Raw genomic sequence first — 16,457 nt, 5'->3', positions numbered from 1 at the left:
CGTGAAAAGAGGTTGCTTCACCGTGCGGGGAAGCAACTTTTAAAATCGCTCATGGCTATTCCGGCAAGCTGAAAGGTTCACCAGCCACAGTGGTCTGCTGAGGTTGCAGTGGAAAGCTTGATTGAGAGGCATTTCTCGTATCATGACCGTGAACGTTTTGATCATCGCTCTTTTGCGATTCGTAAAGGGCTCCAAGAGTGTAGAAGTAAGGAATACTTTCTGCGTGGGAGAATGACCATTTGGGCAGTTTTTCCCTGAAGTATTTCTCCCAGCCATTCTCAAACAGCTTTATGGTGCGATCACGGCGTTCACGGAACTGCAGATAATTTTCGTGTCGAGTCCAGCCATACAGGGTGTTGTTTGCTTTAACACGACTAGCGTATTCTTCATCGGTTTCACTGAAGCCCTGAGGCGAAGCAATGGCGGTACGTTGCAAATACTCATCGTCCGTTTCCCCCACGCCTGTCCAGCGATTAATCTTGTCAAGACTCCGGCCCAGAGGTCCACCCAGCCACTGAGTGAGCATCTTGTTGTCGTTCATAAAAAAGTCGAAAGTGAGACTTGACGCCAGTGCGAATCCGAAGGTTTGAGCATAGGTGAACCCGGATATAAGGCCGTGGGCGTATGCTCCAACAGTAGCTACCGGCCCCAGCACCAGACCGGCGGTGGCAGAAGCCAGAGTTTTCACTTTTTGTGGCGTCGCTCTGTGCAGCAGCGGTACTTGAATCCCTTGTCCGGACCCCATGGACTTCACCAATTCGGGCACCAGACGAACAATGCTGCGATACTTATGTGGGTTAGCATTGTGCTGTCTGGCAAACAGCGCAGAGCCGGTTTTCAACAGAATGACAGAGGACGCAGCTTTACCCAATGGCATGGCCAGTCCGCCCACTTCAGAGATTTGTTCAATGCCACTGTGGTAGGCATATTGCCCGGTTCGCTCAAGATCAACACGGTAGCGTTCCAGCCAGTGCTGAAAAGGTGTGAGCATTCTGTGCAGATAATCCCCCCTGTTGGTCAGGTCCAGCAGATAGAGGTACGACATATTCGAGAGGGACTGAGCGGTGGCCTGCGAGACGGTGTGAGTCGCCAGTAGCGGTTTGTAGCTGGAGAAGTACCAGGTGACCGCCTGTACCAGGAAGGCTGAAGGTTTGACCCAGTATTCCTTTAGCTGCCACTCAACTGCTGCGGCATGAGCCTGCATCAGGGTGTCATGGACAGCCTTGATCAGTTCTGATTCAGACAGACCGACAGCACTGGCATAGGGTGTCAGGGTGTCCTGAATATTAGTCAGGAAGGCTGCCGTCCTGCGGCCGTTTTCAAAGGCAATATCGTCAAGCACGTAGTTGGCGATGACTGCGGCTGCATATTCCTTCATGCCGACGACCGACTCTTTCATACCCGCCGGGCCTGTTGCCGTTACTGTCACAGGAGCAAAGACACTGTACATGAATGCCTCGGCACTCTCATCGGACAGCATCTGGACAACCTTCCTGAACTCAGGCACCCTGACCCCGTGTTTATAACCAAGGAAGTACTCAAATTCAGCCACTGTCTCATAACCGTCGACACCTCTGACAGCCTTCATGTAGTTTTCAAGTTCAACCTTGCTGATCAGGCCATCACGGAGCAAAGCCATGATTTTGTTAGCACTGGCAGAATGGCTGGCGAAGTATTCCGGTAAGCTTTTCAGGTGCCACGGCTGATGCTCGGAAATGCCTGCCGTCCCGGTCACTGAAGCAAAGATATTCTTGATGAACGCCTCAGCATCCTCATTGGTCAGCATCCGGACAACATGCCTGAATTCAAACAGCCCTACGCCCAGTTTATAACCAAGGAAGTACTCAAATTTATCCGATATCTGATAACCTTTGACACCTCTGACGGCCTTTATGTAGTTTTCAAGTTCAACATTTTTGATCAGGCCTTCACGCAGCATAGCTCTGATCTTTTTAGCACCGGCAAAACCGGTAGCGCAGAATTTCGAGAAGCTTTTCTGGTTCTCGGATACATGCTCGACAAAGAGAACGCCCGCTGAGCTTATGCCATGAATTTCGTCGTCGTATTGCTGAGATGCGGTTTTTATCTCATTCCTGGCCCTTTGCACCAGAATCTGAACTTTTTCAATGGCTTTCCGAAATTGATACTCCGCAAGCTTGAAGGGACGTTTCCGGAAGATCGTCTCCAGGCTCTTGAAAACTTCCACAATATGACTGGCCTGCTTAAACGTCAGTTGGTCTCCGGCCAATGCCTGCAAGCGAATCGGTGCAAATTCATCGTTAAAATCGAAAGTCTTGAGGCAGGGTATTGTGTTACCGCTTTCTACTGCTGATTCTGCCAGACCCATCGCTGCTTCCAGGGCTTGTTTTTTAAGGAAGTGCTGATCAGTGAATGTGTGTATAGCTTTCAGAACTTTTGCCTGTTTCGGTGTGTACTGGAAGGGTTCGCCAGAATTTTTGACGGCTTCTTCGGCAGCCTTCAGGACTTTTTCCATTCTCTCAACCTCTGCTCTGGAGGCTGCAATTTTTGCTATCCAGTCTGCATTTTCAGCTGCCTCTCGGGCTTCTTGCTGAAGCAGTTGCCCGATTTTTCCGCCAGTGCCATCATTACCGCCCAGTTGTAACTGTTTGTCTCTCAGGGCATTAATCCGTTGCTCTCTGCTGTCAGAAGTGCCTGGTTTAAGACCGAGGGATATTTCAGTGGGTTCAAGAAGCGCGTCATGATCCTCCAGGTATTGTTTTGCATTTGATACCGTTTCACTTTTATCATTCAGGTCTGAATTCAGCGGATCCATGTCGATCTTGTTTGAGGTTGCAGACTTCTCATTGACGTCTCCTGATTCGAACAGCTCCTGTTCTTTACGAGCCAGAGTCTCTCGTGCAATAACCTCTGCAGTCATCGCATTGGCTAAATCCGTAGCTTTCTTGTCGTGCTCAAGCAGGAATTCCGTGACCTGACTGTACTTTTCACGGGTAAAAGGCAGCCCACCCCACGCTCTATCGTCTTCAACCGTTGCGTCCCGACCAGGCACTGGATAGGTTTGAATAGAAAAAGTTGCTTCCACCGAATCGGGGTAGCATTGTATCCAGACATTCAGATTTGTTTTGGCTTCCAGTTCCTTAATGATTTCAGCTCGTGCTTCTACACTGTATTCCAGCAGGTTATTTACGATGTCCCTTTTTCGCTCCTGATCGGTTTGCTTGTCACCTGCAGACAGACCCAGGCCGATCTGAAATTGTTTCAATGCCAGATTGAGGGGCGTTTCTTCATCCGGGATATACCGGAGATCAGAAAGGCTACCCACTTTTTTTTGAAAAATAGCTTCGTGCTCAGTTTCAGCTTCTTCTAATGCTCGCCTGGCTGTGGCTACCTCACGATCAAGAACGTATCGGGGTTTAGGTTCCAGGCGAGCCATTTGCCTGTCAAGCTCATTCTCAATGGCTGCAATACGCTCATTAAGGTCAGGCAGACCTGCTCTGAAAAGTTCATCATCCAGCTGTTCAAGTTTTGCCTTAATCAGACTGTTCTGTTCGTCTGTGCCGACATGATCCTCATAGTCCTTCATATTGAGTTGACCTGCAATCTGATGGTTTAAGGTTCTTTTGACGGCTTCATCGCTATATTTTGCGACTACTTTTATCCGTAATTCCTGAATTTTGTTTCTCAGAACCTTCTTCTGGTGAGACAGGTCGGCATCGTCTTCAAACCCTACCTGCAGATCACTGGCCAGTTTAGTTATGAAAGTTTTGCCTCTTTCTTTAGCAGCAGGGTTTTTATAAAGGTCGATATTTAGCTTCTGCTCCAGAGCAATAAGATACTCTTCCTGTCGTATTCTGGCGCGCTGATCCGATTGTTCGATTTTAAAGGTAATACCGTGACGAATACCTGAGAGCACCTGATCCGTCTCCAGCAGACCTCTCTCCAGATCTTCTTTCAGATCTCGCACCACGTCTGGTCTTTCACCTTCCCATAACAGGATCTTGTCCATCTGATCCAGCACGTGATTCGAGATATCACCGCCATCAAATCTGGCACGAACCCTATTCAGTCTTGCTGCTTTGTTATCACCTTGATTGATTTCGATGTTGAGTAATCGTTCCAGGGATTGCAGTATGGCCAGGGCTTCTTCCTCTGACTGCTCTCCGATTGCTCCGATGTGTGCCCGCATTTTTTCAGAAATGGCCTGACGATGGAAATACACATCTTCCTCTTCGGGGAGGGGGTCTTCCTCCAGAGCGCTTTCCACGGCAAGAAGTGTCTCGAATACTTCAGGCAAGACTTTGGGGTGGCCTGGTGTTCTGATGTCTTTCAGTTCATTTTCCAGCTTTGAAAGATCGAAGAGTTTGTTATGCAGCATTGATTCCAGGTTGGTTAGGTCTTCCAGATCTATACCAAGAGTCTCAGCCAGAACGGCTTTTGTCGCCTTGATGAAAGCCTGCTGTATATCGAGTTGATCACCCATTGTCTTAATTTGTTGACGTTGAACTGCCTGTTGAGCGTGCATTGCCATAAGTTTTTCAAGCAGGCATTTTTCCTGATCGTCGACAGCTGCATTGATATCAAAATCCGGAATGTTCAAATGTAAGGCCATGTTTGCATAACGGGCTTTGATGTGTGCTGTTTTTTTGGCCTCTGAGCTGGTGCTTTGTTGCGATTCTTCCAGAGCTTGTTTTTGAAACTCTGTTGTTGCGGCGACCAATCCGTAAATTTCATTAATTCTTTTGCTGATGAGTCTGGCTTGCTCTTCCAGAGGCTGGGTATCATCCCAGTTATCAATACCAAGCTCTGTTGCCGTTTGCGTGTTGCGAGCTTTTGTGGCATCTGTTCTGGCATCATGAACTTGTTTTTTTAGCAATGGAATTTGATCGACATCCCGTTGCAGCGTCTCTATCTGGGTTACCAGAGCATTTATCTTGCCATGAACCTCCGCAAGCTGATCCTCAACATACTGATTTAGTTCCTCCATTCTCAATTCACTTTGTTTTACCAGCACGGCCTCTATTGTCCTGAGCTTCTCCAGCTCGCTTTCCATCTCCAGCAGCTGCCCGATAAAGTCGCCAATGACTTTGGGTTCAAAGCCTTCGTCATGGCCAGAAGAGTCACTAAAAGGTTCATTGTTGGGAGCACCATAATGACTGTTGGGAAAGAGTGAAGTTTCATGAATATCCTGAACAAAGTGCTGGTTAGTCAGAAGATTTCTAAGTACAGGTCTGAAGCCGAAGTGTCTTAACAGTTGAATATGCACCCAGGTTGGCGAGATGTACGCCGAAGTGAATTCAACGTGTTTGAATTTGAATTCAACTTCCTCTGATCCATATGAAGTAGCACTGGCCAGTGCATGCAGAAGATTTTCATAGTATTCAAGCTCGACCACACTATCATCGTACTCTTCACCGAAGTTGAGTCCGGTATCGTGTTTTGCAGCTAAATCCTCCAGTATTGTCATCTGAATGTTTCGAATGATGTGCCGGTAGCTTTTGACCTTGTCTTTTTTAACCCGTGCAGTTGTCTTATGATCATCACCGCCTCCTCCCCAAAAGACCATATAGAGGCGTTCCACAAGAGCCATATCGCTGGGGTTCTGTTTCTGACCACGGAAAACAACAACATCCCCCGGAGTGTCAGTCACTTCCAGTTTTGGATAACCATCAGGGACAGGATAAACCTGTGTCTCATCCTCGACGTGTACAACATAGCCGATGGGTTTATGGTCTGACAGCAGATCTTCCAGGTTTCTCTGTTGTATATCTTTCCCGAGAACATGCACCCGGGTATAGGCAGTGGTGGCCGCTACCAAAAGCGGCTCTTCATCAACAAAAAGTGACTGACCCAGACGCTGCAGCTCAGGAGGCCGGTCGCCTGCGGCGATAAGGCGCATGAAGGTGCGCCCGTCCACCTCAATCTTGTCTACTTCAAGGGTGGCAAGGGCAACATAGTTATCGGCTTCGCCTGGGTTTCCTGCTCTTTCATGCGCACCTCTCAGCACTCCCACCAGATGACCGGGGCTGGCCATTCCGGTAAAGGGTTCCAATGCCCAGGCGACCCCTGATTGACTGCGAACAGCCTGAATTGAATCCTGACGGGTCATACTGTCTCTGACTTCGATGAGCAGTTTCTCTTCTGCAAGGTTATGGGTAAACCTGAAGACCCCCTTATTACCCACCTTGAGGATTTTGGTGTACTTCCGGGCAACGTCATTCTCGTCTGTCTCAAACTGATCAACAATGGCAACGCCACCCTCGATGCCGGAAAGAACGTCTGTGAAGCCTTCAGAAGGAATGTCATAGCCCGCTCTGATTTCAGTCTGATCAGGGAAGGTGGTGGTAAAGGATTTGGGTATTGGCTGCGAGTCATCATCCAACGTTGGCTTAACAATGACCTCGCTACGGATAAACTCCACCTGTTCACTGTCCGAAATATCAACAGATCTTGTCTGCAGCCTGCGATTGGCCAGTGCCTCTGTAGCAATGATGGAAGAGCTGATGGCAACGGCCACGGCTAGGCTTAATGCATTGGGGCGGATATTTCTCATTCTATTACCTCGAAGCTGAGTATTTTTATTACTGTAAAAAGTGATTGCTACGGCAAACGAAATGACAACTCCCAATCGCTTATGGCTGTCAATCACTTATTCGAGTGGCTTCAAGGCTCTTTTACGTTAACGGAGAAATGTCTGTGGGCTCAGAAGGTAAGCTTACACATGTCTCCATAACCGGTGTTTTGTCACTGCTGTGACAATGCTGGTGGTTGTTTGTTGTCTGATTTATTCACCGGCGCTTTCTTATTATTGCCCTGTTGCTACTCGTAGAAGGCTCCAAGAGTGTAGAAGTAAGGAATGCTTTCTGCATGGGAGAATGACCATTTGGGCAAATTTTCCCTGAAGTATTTCTCCCAGCCATCCTCATACAGTTTCATGGTGCGATCCCGGCGTTCGCGGAACTGCAGGTAATTTTCGTGTCGAGTCCAGCCATACAGAGTGTTGTTTGCTTTAACACCGTTTGCATAGTCTGTATCGGTTTCATCGAAGCTTTGAGGCCTGGCAATAGTCGTACGTTTCACATATTCATCTGTCGTTTCCCCCACGCCTGTCCAGCGATTAATCCTGTCAAGACTGCGGCCCAGTGGCCCACCCAGCCATTGAGTGAGCATCTTGTTGTCGTTCATAAAGAAGTCGAAAGTGAGGCTCGACGCCAGCGCGAATCCGAAGGTTTGGGCATAGGTGAATCCTGATAAAAGGCCATGGGCGTATGTTCCGACCGTGGCTACCGGACCCAATACGAGACCGGCTGTGGCCGAAGCCAGGGTTTTCACTTTTTGTGGTGTCACCCTTTGAAGCAGCGGTATCTGAACTCCCTGACCGGAACCCATGGATTTGACTATTTCCGGCACCAGACGGGAAATGCTTCGATACATTTGCGGGTTGGTGTTGTACTGTCGGGCAAACAGCGTGGTGCCGGTTTTCAGCAGAATGACTGAAGACGCGGCTTTGCCCAATGGCATGGCCAGCCCGCCCAGCTCAGAGATTTGTTCAATGCCACGGTGATAGGCATATTGACCGGTTCGGTCAAGATCAACACCGTAGCCTTCCAGCCAGTGCTGGAAAGGTGTCAGCATCCGGTGCAGGTAATCACCTCTGTTGGTCAGATCCAGAAGATAGAGGAATGCTATGTTTGAGAGAGATAGCCCGGCAGCCTGCCTGCTGGTATGGGTCGCCAGCAGGGGTTTGTAGCTGGAGTAGTACCAGGTTACAGCCTGTAACAGGAAGGCTGAGGGTTTGATCCAGTAATCCAGTAACTGTCGTGCAACCGTTACGGCACGGGCCTGCATTAATGTGCCATGGATAATCTTGATGAAGTCTGATTCAGATAGTCCGGCAACATTGGCATAAGGTGTCAGGGTATCCTGAATATTGGTCAGGAATGTTGCCGCCCTGTGGCCATTGTCAAAAGCAATATCATCAAGAACGTAGTTGGCGATCACTGCAGCTGCGAACTCTTTCATGCCGGTAACAGACTCTTTCATACCTGCCGGGCGCGGGGCAGTATCACCCTCGCCCGGCTCTGCCTGCCTGTTTCTCGGGGCATTAATCCGTTGTTTATTGGTTTCAGAAGCGTCTGATTTTAGTCCCACAGACTCTTCAGTCGCTGCTTTTTCAGCGTCTGTAACGGTTGTCTGAAGGTGTCGCTTGACCAGGGCTTCCTGCTGTTCGAGGTGTTTCAGAATGGCCTGTTGACGAGCCTCCGGGGCATCTTCTTCGTCAGAGATCAGGCCGAGCTCAGTTTCCATGTTGTCCAGTCTCTGCGGAGCCTCCTCGTCGTCCAGTTCTGTCTTATACCTTATATGCTGTTGAACAGACTGAAGGCGGGCAACAAGATTATTTTCATTGTCCGGAGTAATACCGAACAGGTCTTCAAGGCCTTCCAGTTTTGTAGTGATAATTTCATAGTCAGGCTGTTCTGTTGCAGCAAGGGTTGTGGCCAACGTCCGCTTGATTTCCTGAATTTTCTTGCTGATGGTTCTGACTTGTTCTCTGGGCAGAAGGTTAGCCCAGTTCTCAATACCAAGCTCTTCTGCCGTTACGCGAAGTAATTTTCTGTTCAGATTCTTGAATTTGGTCTTTTTTGCCCGTTGCTGCTCCAGGTTGTTGTGTAACTCAAGCAGCTGTCTGGCCATGTCAATCATGACTTTGGAAGTAAACTCTTCGTCTTTTCCGGAATCGATCTGCGCTTCATTGATATCGCCGATGATGGGTATCGCCTTGCGAATAATCTGAAAAAAGTGCGGGTTCTTAAGAAGATTTCTAAGTACGGGTTTGAAGTCAAACTGTTTTGCGAGTTGATTACACATCTGGGTTGGCGTGATGACTAATGAAGCGATTCTGATGTGCTCCAGTGTGAACTCAAATTCTTCTGTTCCATATGTTTTATCTGGAGTAGCCAGTGCCAATGCCTGCTGGAGAGATTCATAGAATGCAAGTGAACGCGCCGCCAGTTTATCTTCGCGGGAAAGGATCGTCGGTTGAACTTTGTTAACGCCAGCATTGCGCCGCGCAACAAACTTCTCCAGCAGTGCCATCTGCCTGTTTCGAATGACGAACTCGTAACTTCTGATCTTATATCTTCTAAGCATTGTGATTACTGCAGGGGCGGGGTTATTACCTCCGGACTGTACCCAGAGTTTATAGAGGTTTTCTACAAAAGCGACATCATGGGGATTCAACATCTGACCATGAAAAACAATACCCTCCCCCAGAGCTTCTGTTATCTCCAACTTTGGATAGCCCGCAGGCACAGGATAAACCTGTGTGTTATCCCCGAAGTGCTCAACATAGCCGACGGGTTTGTTGTTTGCCAATAGTTCGTTCAGAGCCTGCTGTTGTATATCCTCTCCCAGGATATGAACCTGGATGTAGGCAGAGGCGGCAGCTGCCAGAAGAGCCTCATCATTGACAAAGAGTGATTGACCCAGACGATGCCGCTCAGGGGGCTGGTCGCCCGAAGCGATAAGGCGCATGAAGGTGCGTCCATCCACTGCAACTTTTTCGACTTCGATGGTAGCAAGGGCAAGATAGTGATCACTTGAGCTGAGGATTCCTGTCCTGGTACTGGCAGCTTCCAACAGATCAGCCAGTTGCATGGGGGTGGCGATTTTCGTTAAGGGTTCAAATGGTGGCCTGATATCTAAATGTTCACGAACAAACGCAACTGAATCCTGCTCGGTCATTCCGCCTCTGACTTCAATGACCAGTTCCTCTTCTGCAAGGTTATGGGTGAACCTGAAGATTCCCTCACCATCTACCTTAAGGACTTTGGTATATTTCTGAGCAACGTCATTCTCGCCTGTTTCAAACTGATCAACACTGGCAACGCCCTCATTACCGATACCATAAAGAGCTTCTGTAAAACTTATACCTATAGCGGGACGAGAATAGTCGTCATTTTCTGAAGGCGCATAGGGATAGGTGGTGGTAAAAGATTTGAGTACTAGTTGCTGGTCATCACCTAAAGTTGGCTGAACCATGACCTCACTGCGGGTATCCTCAGAACCGCCATTGTCCAGAAGCCAGGCATATTTTGTCTGCAGTTTGCGAGCGGCCAGTACCTCTGTATTGATGATGCAAGAGCTGATTGCAACGGCCACTGCAAGGCTTAATACATTGTGACGGGTATTGCTCATCGATTTTCCTACTTGTCCCACTTCTCATCAGTTTCAAGCTGATCGCCTGAGGTGGCAGTTCGAAAGCTCGATTGATGGGCATTTCACTTCTCAGGAACAGGCACTTTTTTATTATTGTCCTGTTGCCACTTGTAGAAGGCTCCAAAAGTGTAGAAGTAAGGAATGCTTTGTGCATGGGAGAAGGACCATTTAGGCACATTTTCCCTAAAGTATTTCTCCCAGCCATTCTCAAACAGTTTCATGGTGCGATCGCGGCGTTCGCGAAAATGCAGGTAATTTTCGTGCCGCGTCCAGCCATACAGGGTGTTATTTGTTGTAACAAGGTTTGCGTAGGCTTCATCGTTTTCATCGAAGCGTTGGGGCCTGGCAATAGTTGTACGTTTTACATATTCATCTGTCGCTTCCCCCACGCCTGTCCAGCGATTAATCTTGTCAAGACTGCGGCCCAGGGGCCCACCCAGCCATTGAGTGAGCATCTTGTTGTCGTTCATAAAGAAGTCGAAAGTCAGGCTCGACGCCAGCGCGAATCCGAAGGTTTGGGCATAGGTGAATCCTGATAAAAGACCATGGGCGTATGTTCCGGCAGTGGCTACCGGACCCAATACGAGACCGGCTGTGGCAGAGGCCAGGGTTTTCACTTTTTGTGGTGTCAGCCTGTGCAGCAGCGGTATCTGAACTCCCTGTCCGGAACTCATGGATTGCACTATTTCCGGCACCAGACGGGAAATACTGCGATACATCTGCGGGTTGGCGTTGTACTGTCTGGCAAACAGCATAGAGCCGGTTCTCAGCAGAATGACTGAAGACGCGGCCTTGCCCAATGGCATGGCGAGCCCACCCAGTTCAGAGATTTGTTCAATGCCGCTGTGATAGGCATATTGGCCAGTTCGATCAGGATCAACACCGTAGCCTTCCAGCCAGTGCTGGAAAGGTGTCAGCATCCGGTGCAGGTAATCACCCCTGTTGGTCAGATCGAGAAGATAGAGGAACGACATGTTCGAGAGGGACAGCGCGGTGGCCTGCCCGGCGGTATGGGCCGCCAGCAGGGGTTTGTAGCTGCAGAAGTACCAGGTGACAGCCTGTACCAGAAAGGCTGAAGGCTTGATCCAGTAATCCAGTAGCTGTCGTTCAACCGCTGCGGCATGGGCCTGAATTAATGTGCCATGTACAGTTTCGATCAGGACTGACTCAGATATTCCGGCAGCATGGGCATAAGGTGTCAGGGTATCCTGAACATTGGCCAGGAGGGCTGCCATCCTGCGGCCATTGTCAAAGGCAATATCGTCAAGAACGTAGTTGGCGATGACTGCAGCTGCATACTCTTTCATGCCGGAAACAGACTCTTTCATACCTGCCGGGCCTGAGGCGGTAGAGGGCACAGGAGTAAAGGCACTTTGCATGAATTCATCAGCACCCCGATCGGACAGCATCTGGACAACCTTCCTGAACTCAGGCACCCTGACGCCGTGTTGGTAGCCAAGGAAGTGTTCAAACTCAGCCACTGTCTGATAACCGTCGACATTTCTGACGGCTTTTATATAGTTCTCAAGTTCAACCTTGCTGATCAAACCTTCACGCAGCAGACTTATGATCTTGTTACCGCTGGCAGAATGGGTAGCGAAGTATTCCGGGAAGCTTTTCAGGTACCCTGATTGATGCTTAATGAAGTGAACGGCTGCTTTGCCCATGCTGCGAATTTCGTCGTCGTATTCCAGAGCCCCTTTTTTCATTTCGTGCCTGGCCCGGCGAACAAGCCTGTAGACTTCTTGCAGGTCATTCCCGGGCAGATCTCCAGCAGACTGGAAAGAGGATTCCGGGAAGGCCTTCTTCAGGCTCTTGAAAACTTCCACAATCCCACCGGCCTGTTTAAACGTCAGTTTGTCTCCGACCAGTGCCTGCAAGTGAATCGGTGCAAATTCATCGTCAAAATCGAAAGTCGAAAGGTGTGGTATTTTCTTATCGCTTTCCAGTGCTAACTGTGCCAGACCCATTGTCGTTTCCAGAGCTTGCTTTTTGAGAGAGTGCTGCTCTGCGAAAGCGTTTATAGCGGTCCGAACTTTTACCTGTCCCGGCGAATACTGGAAGGGACCTCCGTCATTTTCGACGGCCTGTTCTGCAGTCTCAAGGACCTCCTTCAATCGCTCAATGTCTGCTTTTCTGATTTCAATTTCATCTTCCAGATAGGCCTGTTCCTGAACCGGATGCCGGACCTTGCCGACAGTACCCTCATTCCTGCCCGTGACTTGAGAGGACTTTTCCCCGGTTAAAATGAGTTCATCCTCGACTTCATGGGATTCGCTCCGACCATGGGCATTTGCGCAGTCTTGATTGCTACGAAGCCTATTCAGTCTGCGATGAAAAACATCCAGCTCACTTTCAGCTTCTGCTAATAACCACCTGGCTCTGGCCGCATCACGGTCAAGCAGGTATCGTGGTTTGGGTCCCAGGCGAGCGAGTTGCCTGTCAAGCTCATTATCAATGGCTGCGATACGCGCATTAACGTCAGGCTGACCCGCTTTGAAAACTTCTTCATCCAGCTGTTGGAGTTTTGCTGTGAAACTTTTGCCTCTCTCTTTAGCAGCAGGGTTTTCACGGGGGTGGATATTTAGCTTGTTCTCCAGAACGATAAGGTGACTTTCCTGTTGTTTTCTGGCTCGCTGATCCGATGCTTCGACGATATGATTAAGACGATCACGAATCGTCGTGCGTTTGATATCCACCTCCAAAGGGTTTCCCTCCAGATCTTCCCAGTCTGGCCTGTTATCCCACCAGAGCACCTTGCGCATCTCGTCCAGCTCGTAATTGGAGATATCATCGGCATCAAGCCTTGTTAGAATCCTTTCCAGTCTTACTGTTTTGTAATCAGCTTCATTAATTTTGATGTTGAGTAATCTTTCCACATGGTCCAGTCTGACCCGGACCTCTTCCTCCGACTGCCGTCTGGCCTCTCTGATGTAAAACCGAATATGTTCAGAAATATACTGACGAAGGACATACACACTGTCCATTTGGTCGAAGTAAATGTGTCCCTGGAGGGCCCTTAATGTGTCACGAAGTGTCGCCAATACCTCAGGCATGAGTTTGGGATGGCCTGGTGTTTTGATGTCTTCCAGTTCAATTTTCAGCTTTGAAAGCTCAAAGAGCCTGTCATTTACCTTTGATTCCAGACTGGTGCGGTCTTGCAGACGGGTGTCTTCGGACGGATCAATACCGAGAACCACTGGCAGAGTGTCTTTTCTGGCTTTGGTGTAAGAATCCTCCCTATTGAGCTTATGACTCATTGCCTTAAGTTGCTGACGCAGACTGTCTTGTTGAGCGTTGATTGCCTCAAGATTTTGAATCAGTTGTTCTTGGAGAACGTCAGGATCTGCATTGCTATCAAAATCCTGAATGTTTAAATATGCGGCAATGTTTGAATAGCGGATTTGCTTTTCTGCGTCTCTTTCAGCATTTGTTCTGGTGTTCTGTTGTTGAATAAGTTGTTGAGCGATCAGGGCCTGGCGTTGATTAAGCTGTTGCTGAATGGTCTGGTGACGGTCTTCCAGATCCTTGCCATTGTCCTGGGGCAGACTGAGCTGACTTTCAATGCTGGTCAGTACACTCTGGATTACCACATTGTTCAGTTCTGCCTTTTGTTGCAGCTGCTGTTGCATGGACTGATAGTAAGCATACAGATCGTTTTCATTGTTCAGTGTAATACCGAGCATGCTTTCCATGGGCGCCAGTCTGGCTTTTACCGCTTCTTCCCATGGCTGCACTGCTGCGGCATCTGTTGCGCCATCTGTTGCAGCAACCGATCTCTTGATTTCAAGAATTTTCTCTCTGATGGCGCTGGCTTGTTTATCCAGGGGCTGGGTATCGTCCCAGTTATCAATACCAAGCTCTGCTGCCACTTGAGTGTTGATATCTGCTCTTTTTTCTGCTTCGGCATCACGAACGTTTTTGTTCATCGTTGTAATCAGATTGATCATCTGCTGCAGTTTCTGTAAGTGGTTTTTCTGTGCTTTCAGGTTTTGTTGATATTGACGCCGAGGTTGTTGTTGACTGACCCGAGGCAATTCCAATCGCAGAAAAAGTTCCTCCAGAATGATCTTTTGACGGGCTTCGGGGTCATCATTGCTATTCGTAACCAAACCGAGTTGACCTTCAACGAAAGCCAGTTGATTCAGGAATACCTCACTGGACTGATCTGCCTGTTGCTGCAGATGATCCAGAATGGACTGAGAGCGGCCACCCAGATTGTTTTCATTGTCCGGAACAATGCCGAGCTGGCCTTCAATTGCTGCCAGTGTTGCTTTCAAATCCTGTTCCCAAGGCTGACCTGATGCAATATAATAGGTTGATTGGCCGGTTTCATGAATTTTTTTTTCCAGAAGTCCGGCTTGTTCTTCTGGTGCCAGAGTATCATCCCAGCCATCAATACCAAGCTTTGCTGCCGCATGGGCGCTGCGAACTTTTGCGACTTCTGCCAGGGCATCTCTGACCTGTTTTTGCAGTTCAGGGATTCGTTTGAGCTCCTGCCGAAGCTGATCTATCATGTTTTTCGTCGTCAGGAAATCTTGACGAAGCCGTTCAGACTCATGCTCAAGTGTCTGTTCGGTTCGCTTCAGTTTCTGTTTTTCCTCATCGCTGGCAATGATCATTGCCGTCAGCCTGTCTTCTAATTTTTTGGCCCTCAGGATGAGTTCGGTCTTACTTGCCTTCAGCTCTTCCTGCGTACTTACTATCTCAAGCATCTGTTCGCTAATGTCGGCCAGGACTTTAGAGGAAAAGGAAGAAAACCTTGTTTCTTCGGCATCAGCAAAGAGATTCATCATTCTGTTGGCGAAGGATATAAAGTTGTGCAAATTCTGAAAAAAATTATAGTTAGTCAGAAGATTTTTAAGTACGGGTTTGAAGCTGAAGTTTTTTATGAGTTGCAACTGCATCCAGATTGGCGTGATGAGCGATGTAGTGATTCTGATGTATCCTGTTGTGAACTCAAATTCATCGGTTCCATCCGGAGTAGCAGCGGTTAAAGCCTGCTGAAAGGCTTCATAGTAGGCAAGCTTAGCCAGTTTATCTTCGTTAAGTTTGACATCGTGCTGTGCAGCCAAATCAGCAGCAAACTCTTCCAACAGGGCCATTTGACTGCTTCTGATGACGTGCCTGTAGCTTCTGATGCTGGCTTTTTTAACCTCGGCAGTGAGCTCCAGAAACTGATGCTGTTCCCAGGGGATATGCTGGCTTTCCACAAAAGCGATATTGGTTGGATTCTGTTTCTGACCACGGAAAACAACTACCTCTTCCGAAGCCTGATCCACTTCCAGCTTTGGATAACCAGCAGGCGCAGGATAAGCCTGTGTGTGATCCTCGACGTGTACAACATAGCCGACGGGTTTATGGTACGACAAGAGTTTGTCGAGCGCTTCCTGTTGTATATCTTCCCCCAGAACATGAACCTGGGCGTAAGCAGAGGTGGCGGCTGCCAGAAGCGCCTCATCGTTAATAAAGAGCGATTGACCCAGACGCTGCATTTCAGGGGGCCGATCGCCCGAAACGATATGACGCATAAAGCTGCGCCCGTTCACTGCAACTTTGTCTACTTTAATAGTGGCAAGGGCAACATAGTGATCAGCTTCGCCAAGACTTCCTGCTCTTTCGCTGGCACCTTTGAGTACTCCGGTCAGTTGTTCGCGATTGGCGATTTTTGTTAAGGGTTCTAATGGTTGAATGTCACCTGATTGAGCACGAACAGCCGCAATTGAATTCTGATCGGTCATTCCTTTTCTGACTTCAATGACCAGTTCCTCCTCTGCAAGGTTATGAGTGAACCTGAAGACACCCTCATCGCCGACCTTGAGAACTTTAGTGTACTTCTGAGCAACGTCATTGTCGTCGGTTTCAAACAGATCAACACTGGCAACGCCAGCCCCGATGCCAGAGAGAACGTCTGTGAAGCCTTCAGAAGGAACCTCATAACCTGCTCTGATTTCAGTTTGATCAGGGTAGCTAGTGGTAAAGGATTTCGGGATAGGCTGCTGATCATGACCTAAGGTTGGCTGAACCATGACTTCACTTTGGGTAAACTCCACCTGTTCATTGACCTGAATATCGACAGACTTTATTTGCAGCCTGCGATCGGCCAGCGTCTGTGTAGCAATGATGGAGGAGCTGATTGTAACGGCCATTGCAAGGCTTAATGCATCGGGGCGGGCATTTGTCATTCTGCTACCTCAAAGTCGAGTACTTTTATTACCGTTGTTACCGTTATTACCGTGAAAGGTGATTGCAACGACAGG

At 48.6% G+C, this 16,457-nt stretch carries 3 protein-coding genes; all 3 read right to left on the bottom strand.

The genetic code is table 11. From position 1 onward, the window contains the following. Positions 1-55: 55 nt before the first annotated feature. The gene (locus tag ACO6VG_RS24025) at positions 56-6,532 is read right to left on the bottom strand and encodes a hypothetical protein (RefSeq protein WP_422475989.1); all 6,477 of its coding nucleotides are present in this window, start codon (positions 6,530-6,532) and stop codon (positions 56-58) included. Between the two features lie 266 nt (positions 6,533-6,798). After that, complete coding sequence (locus ACO6VG_RS24020; protein ID WP_422475987.1) at positions 6,799-10,176, bottom strand: hypothetical protein; 3,378 nt, start codon at positions 10,174-10,176, stop codon at positions 6,799-6,801. An 83-nt stretch (positions 10,177-10,259) separates the two neighbouring features. Next, positions 10,260-16,382, bottom strand: a complete 6,123-nt coding sequence (locus tag ACO6VG_RS24015) for a hypothetical protein (RefSeq protein WP_422475985.1) — start codon at positions 16,380-16,382, stop codon at positions 10,260-10,262. Between the last annotated feature and the right edge of the window lie 75 nt (positions 16,383-16,457).

The sequence above is a fragment of the Endozoicomonas sp. ALB032 genome (assembly GCF_049310125.1).
Lineage (GTDB): Bacteria > Pseudomonadota > Gammaproteobacteria > Pseudomonadales > Endozoicomonadaceae > Endozoicomonas_A.
This window is presented reverse-complemented; position numbering and strand designations above follow the sequence as displayed.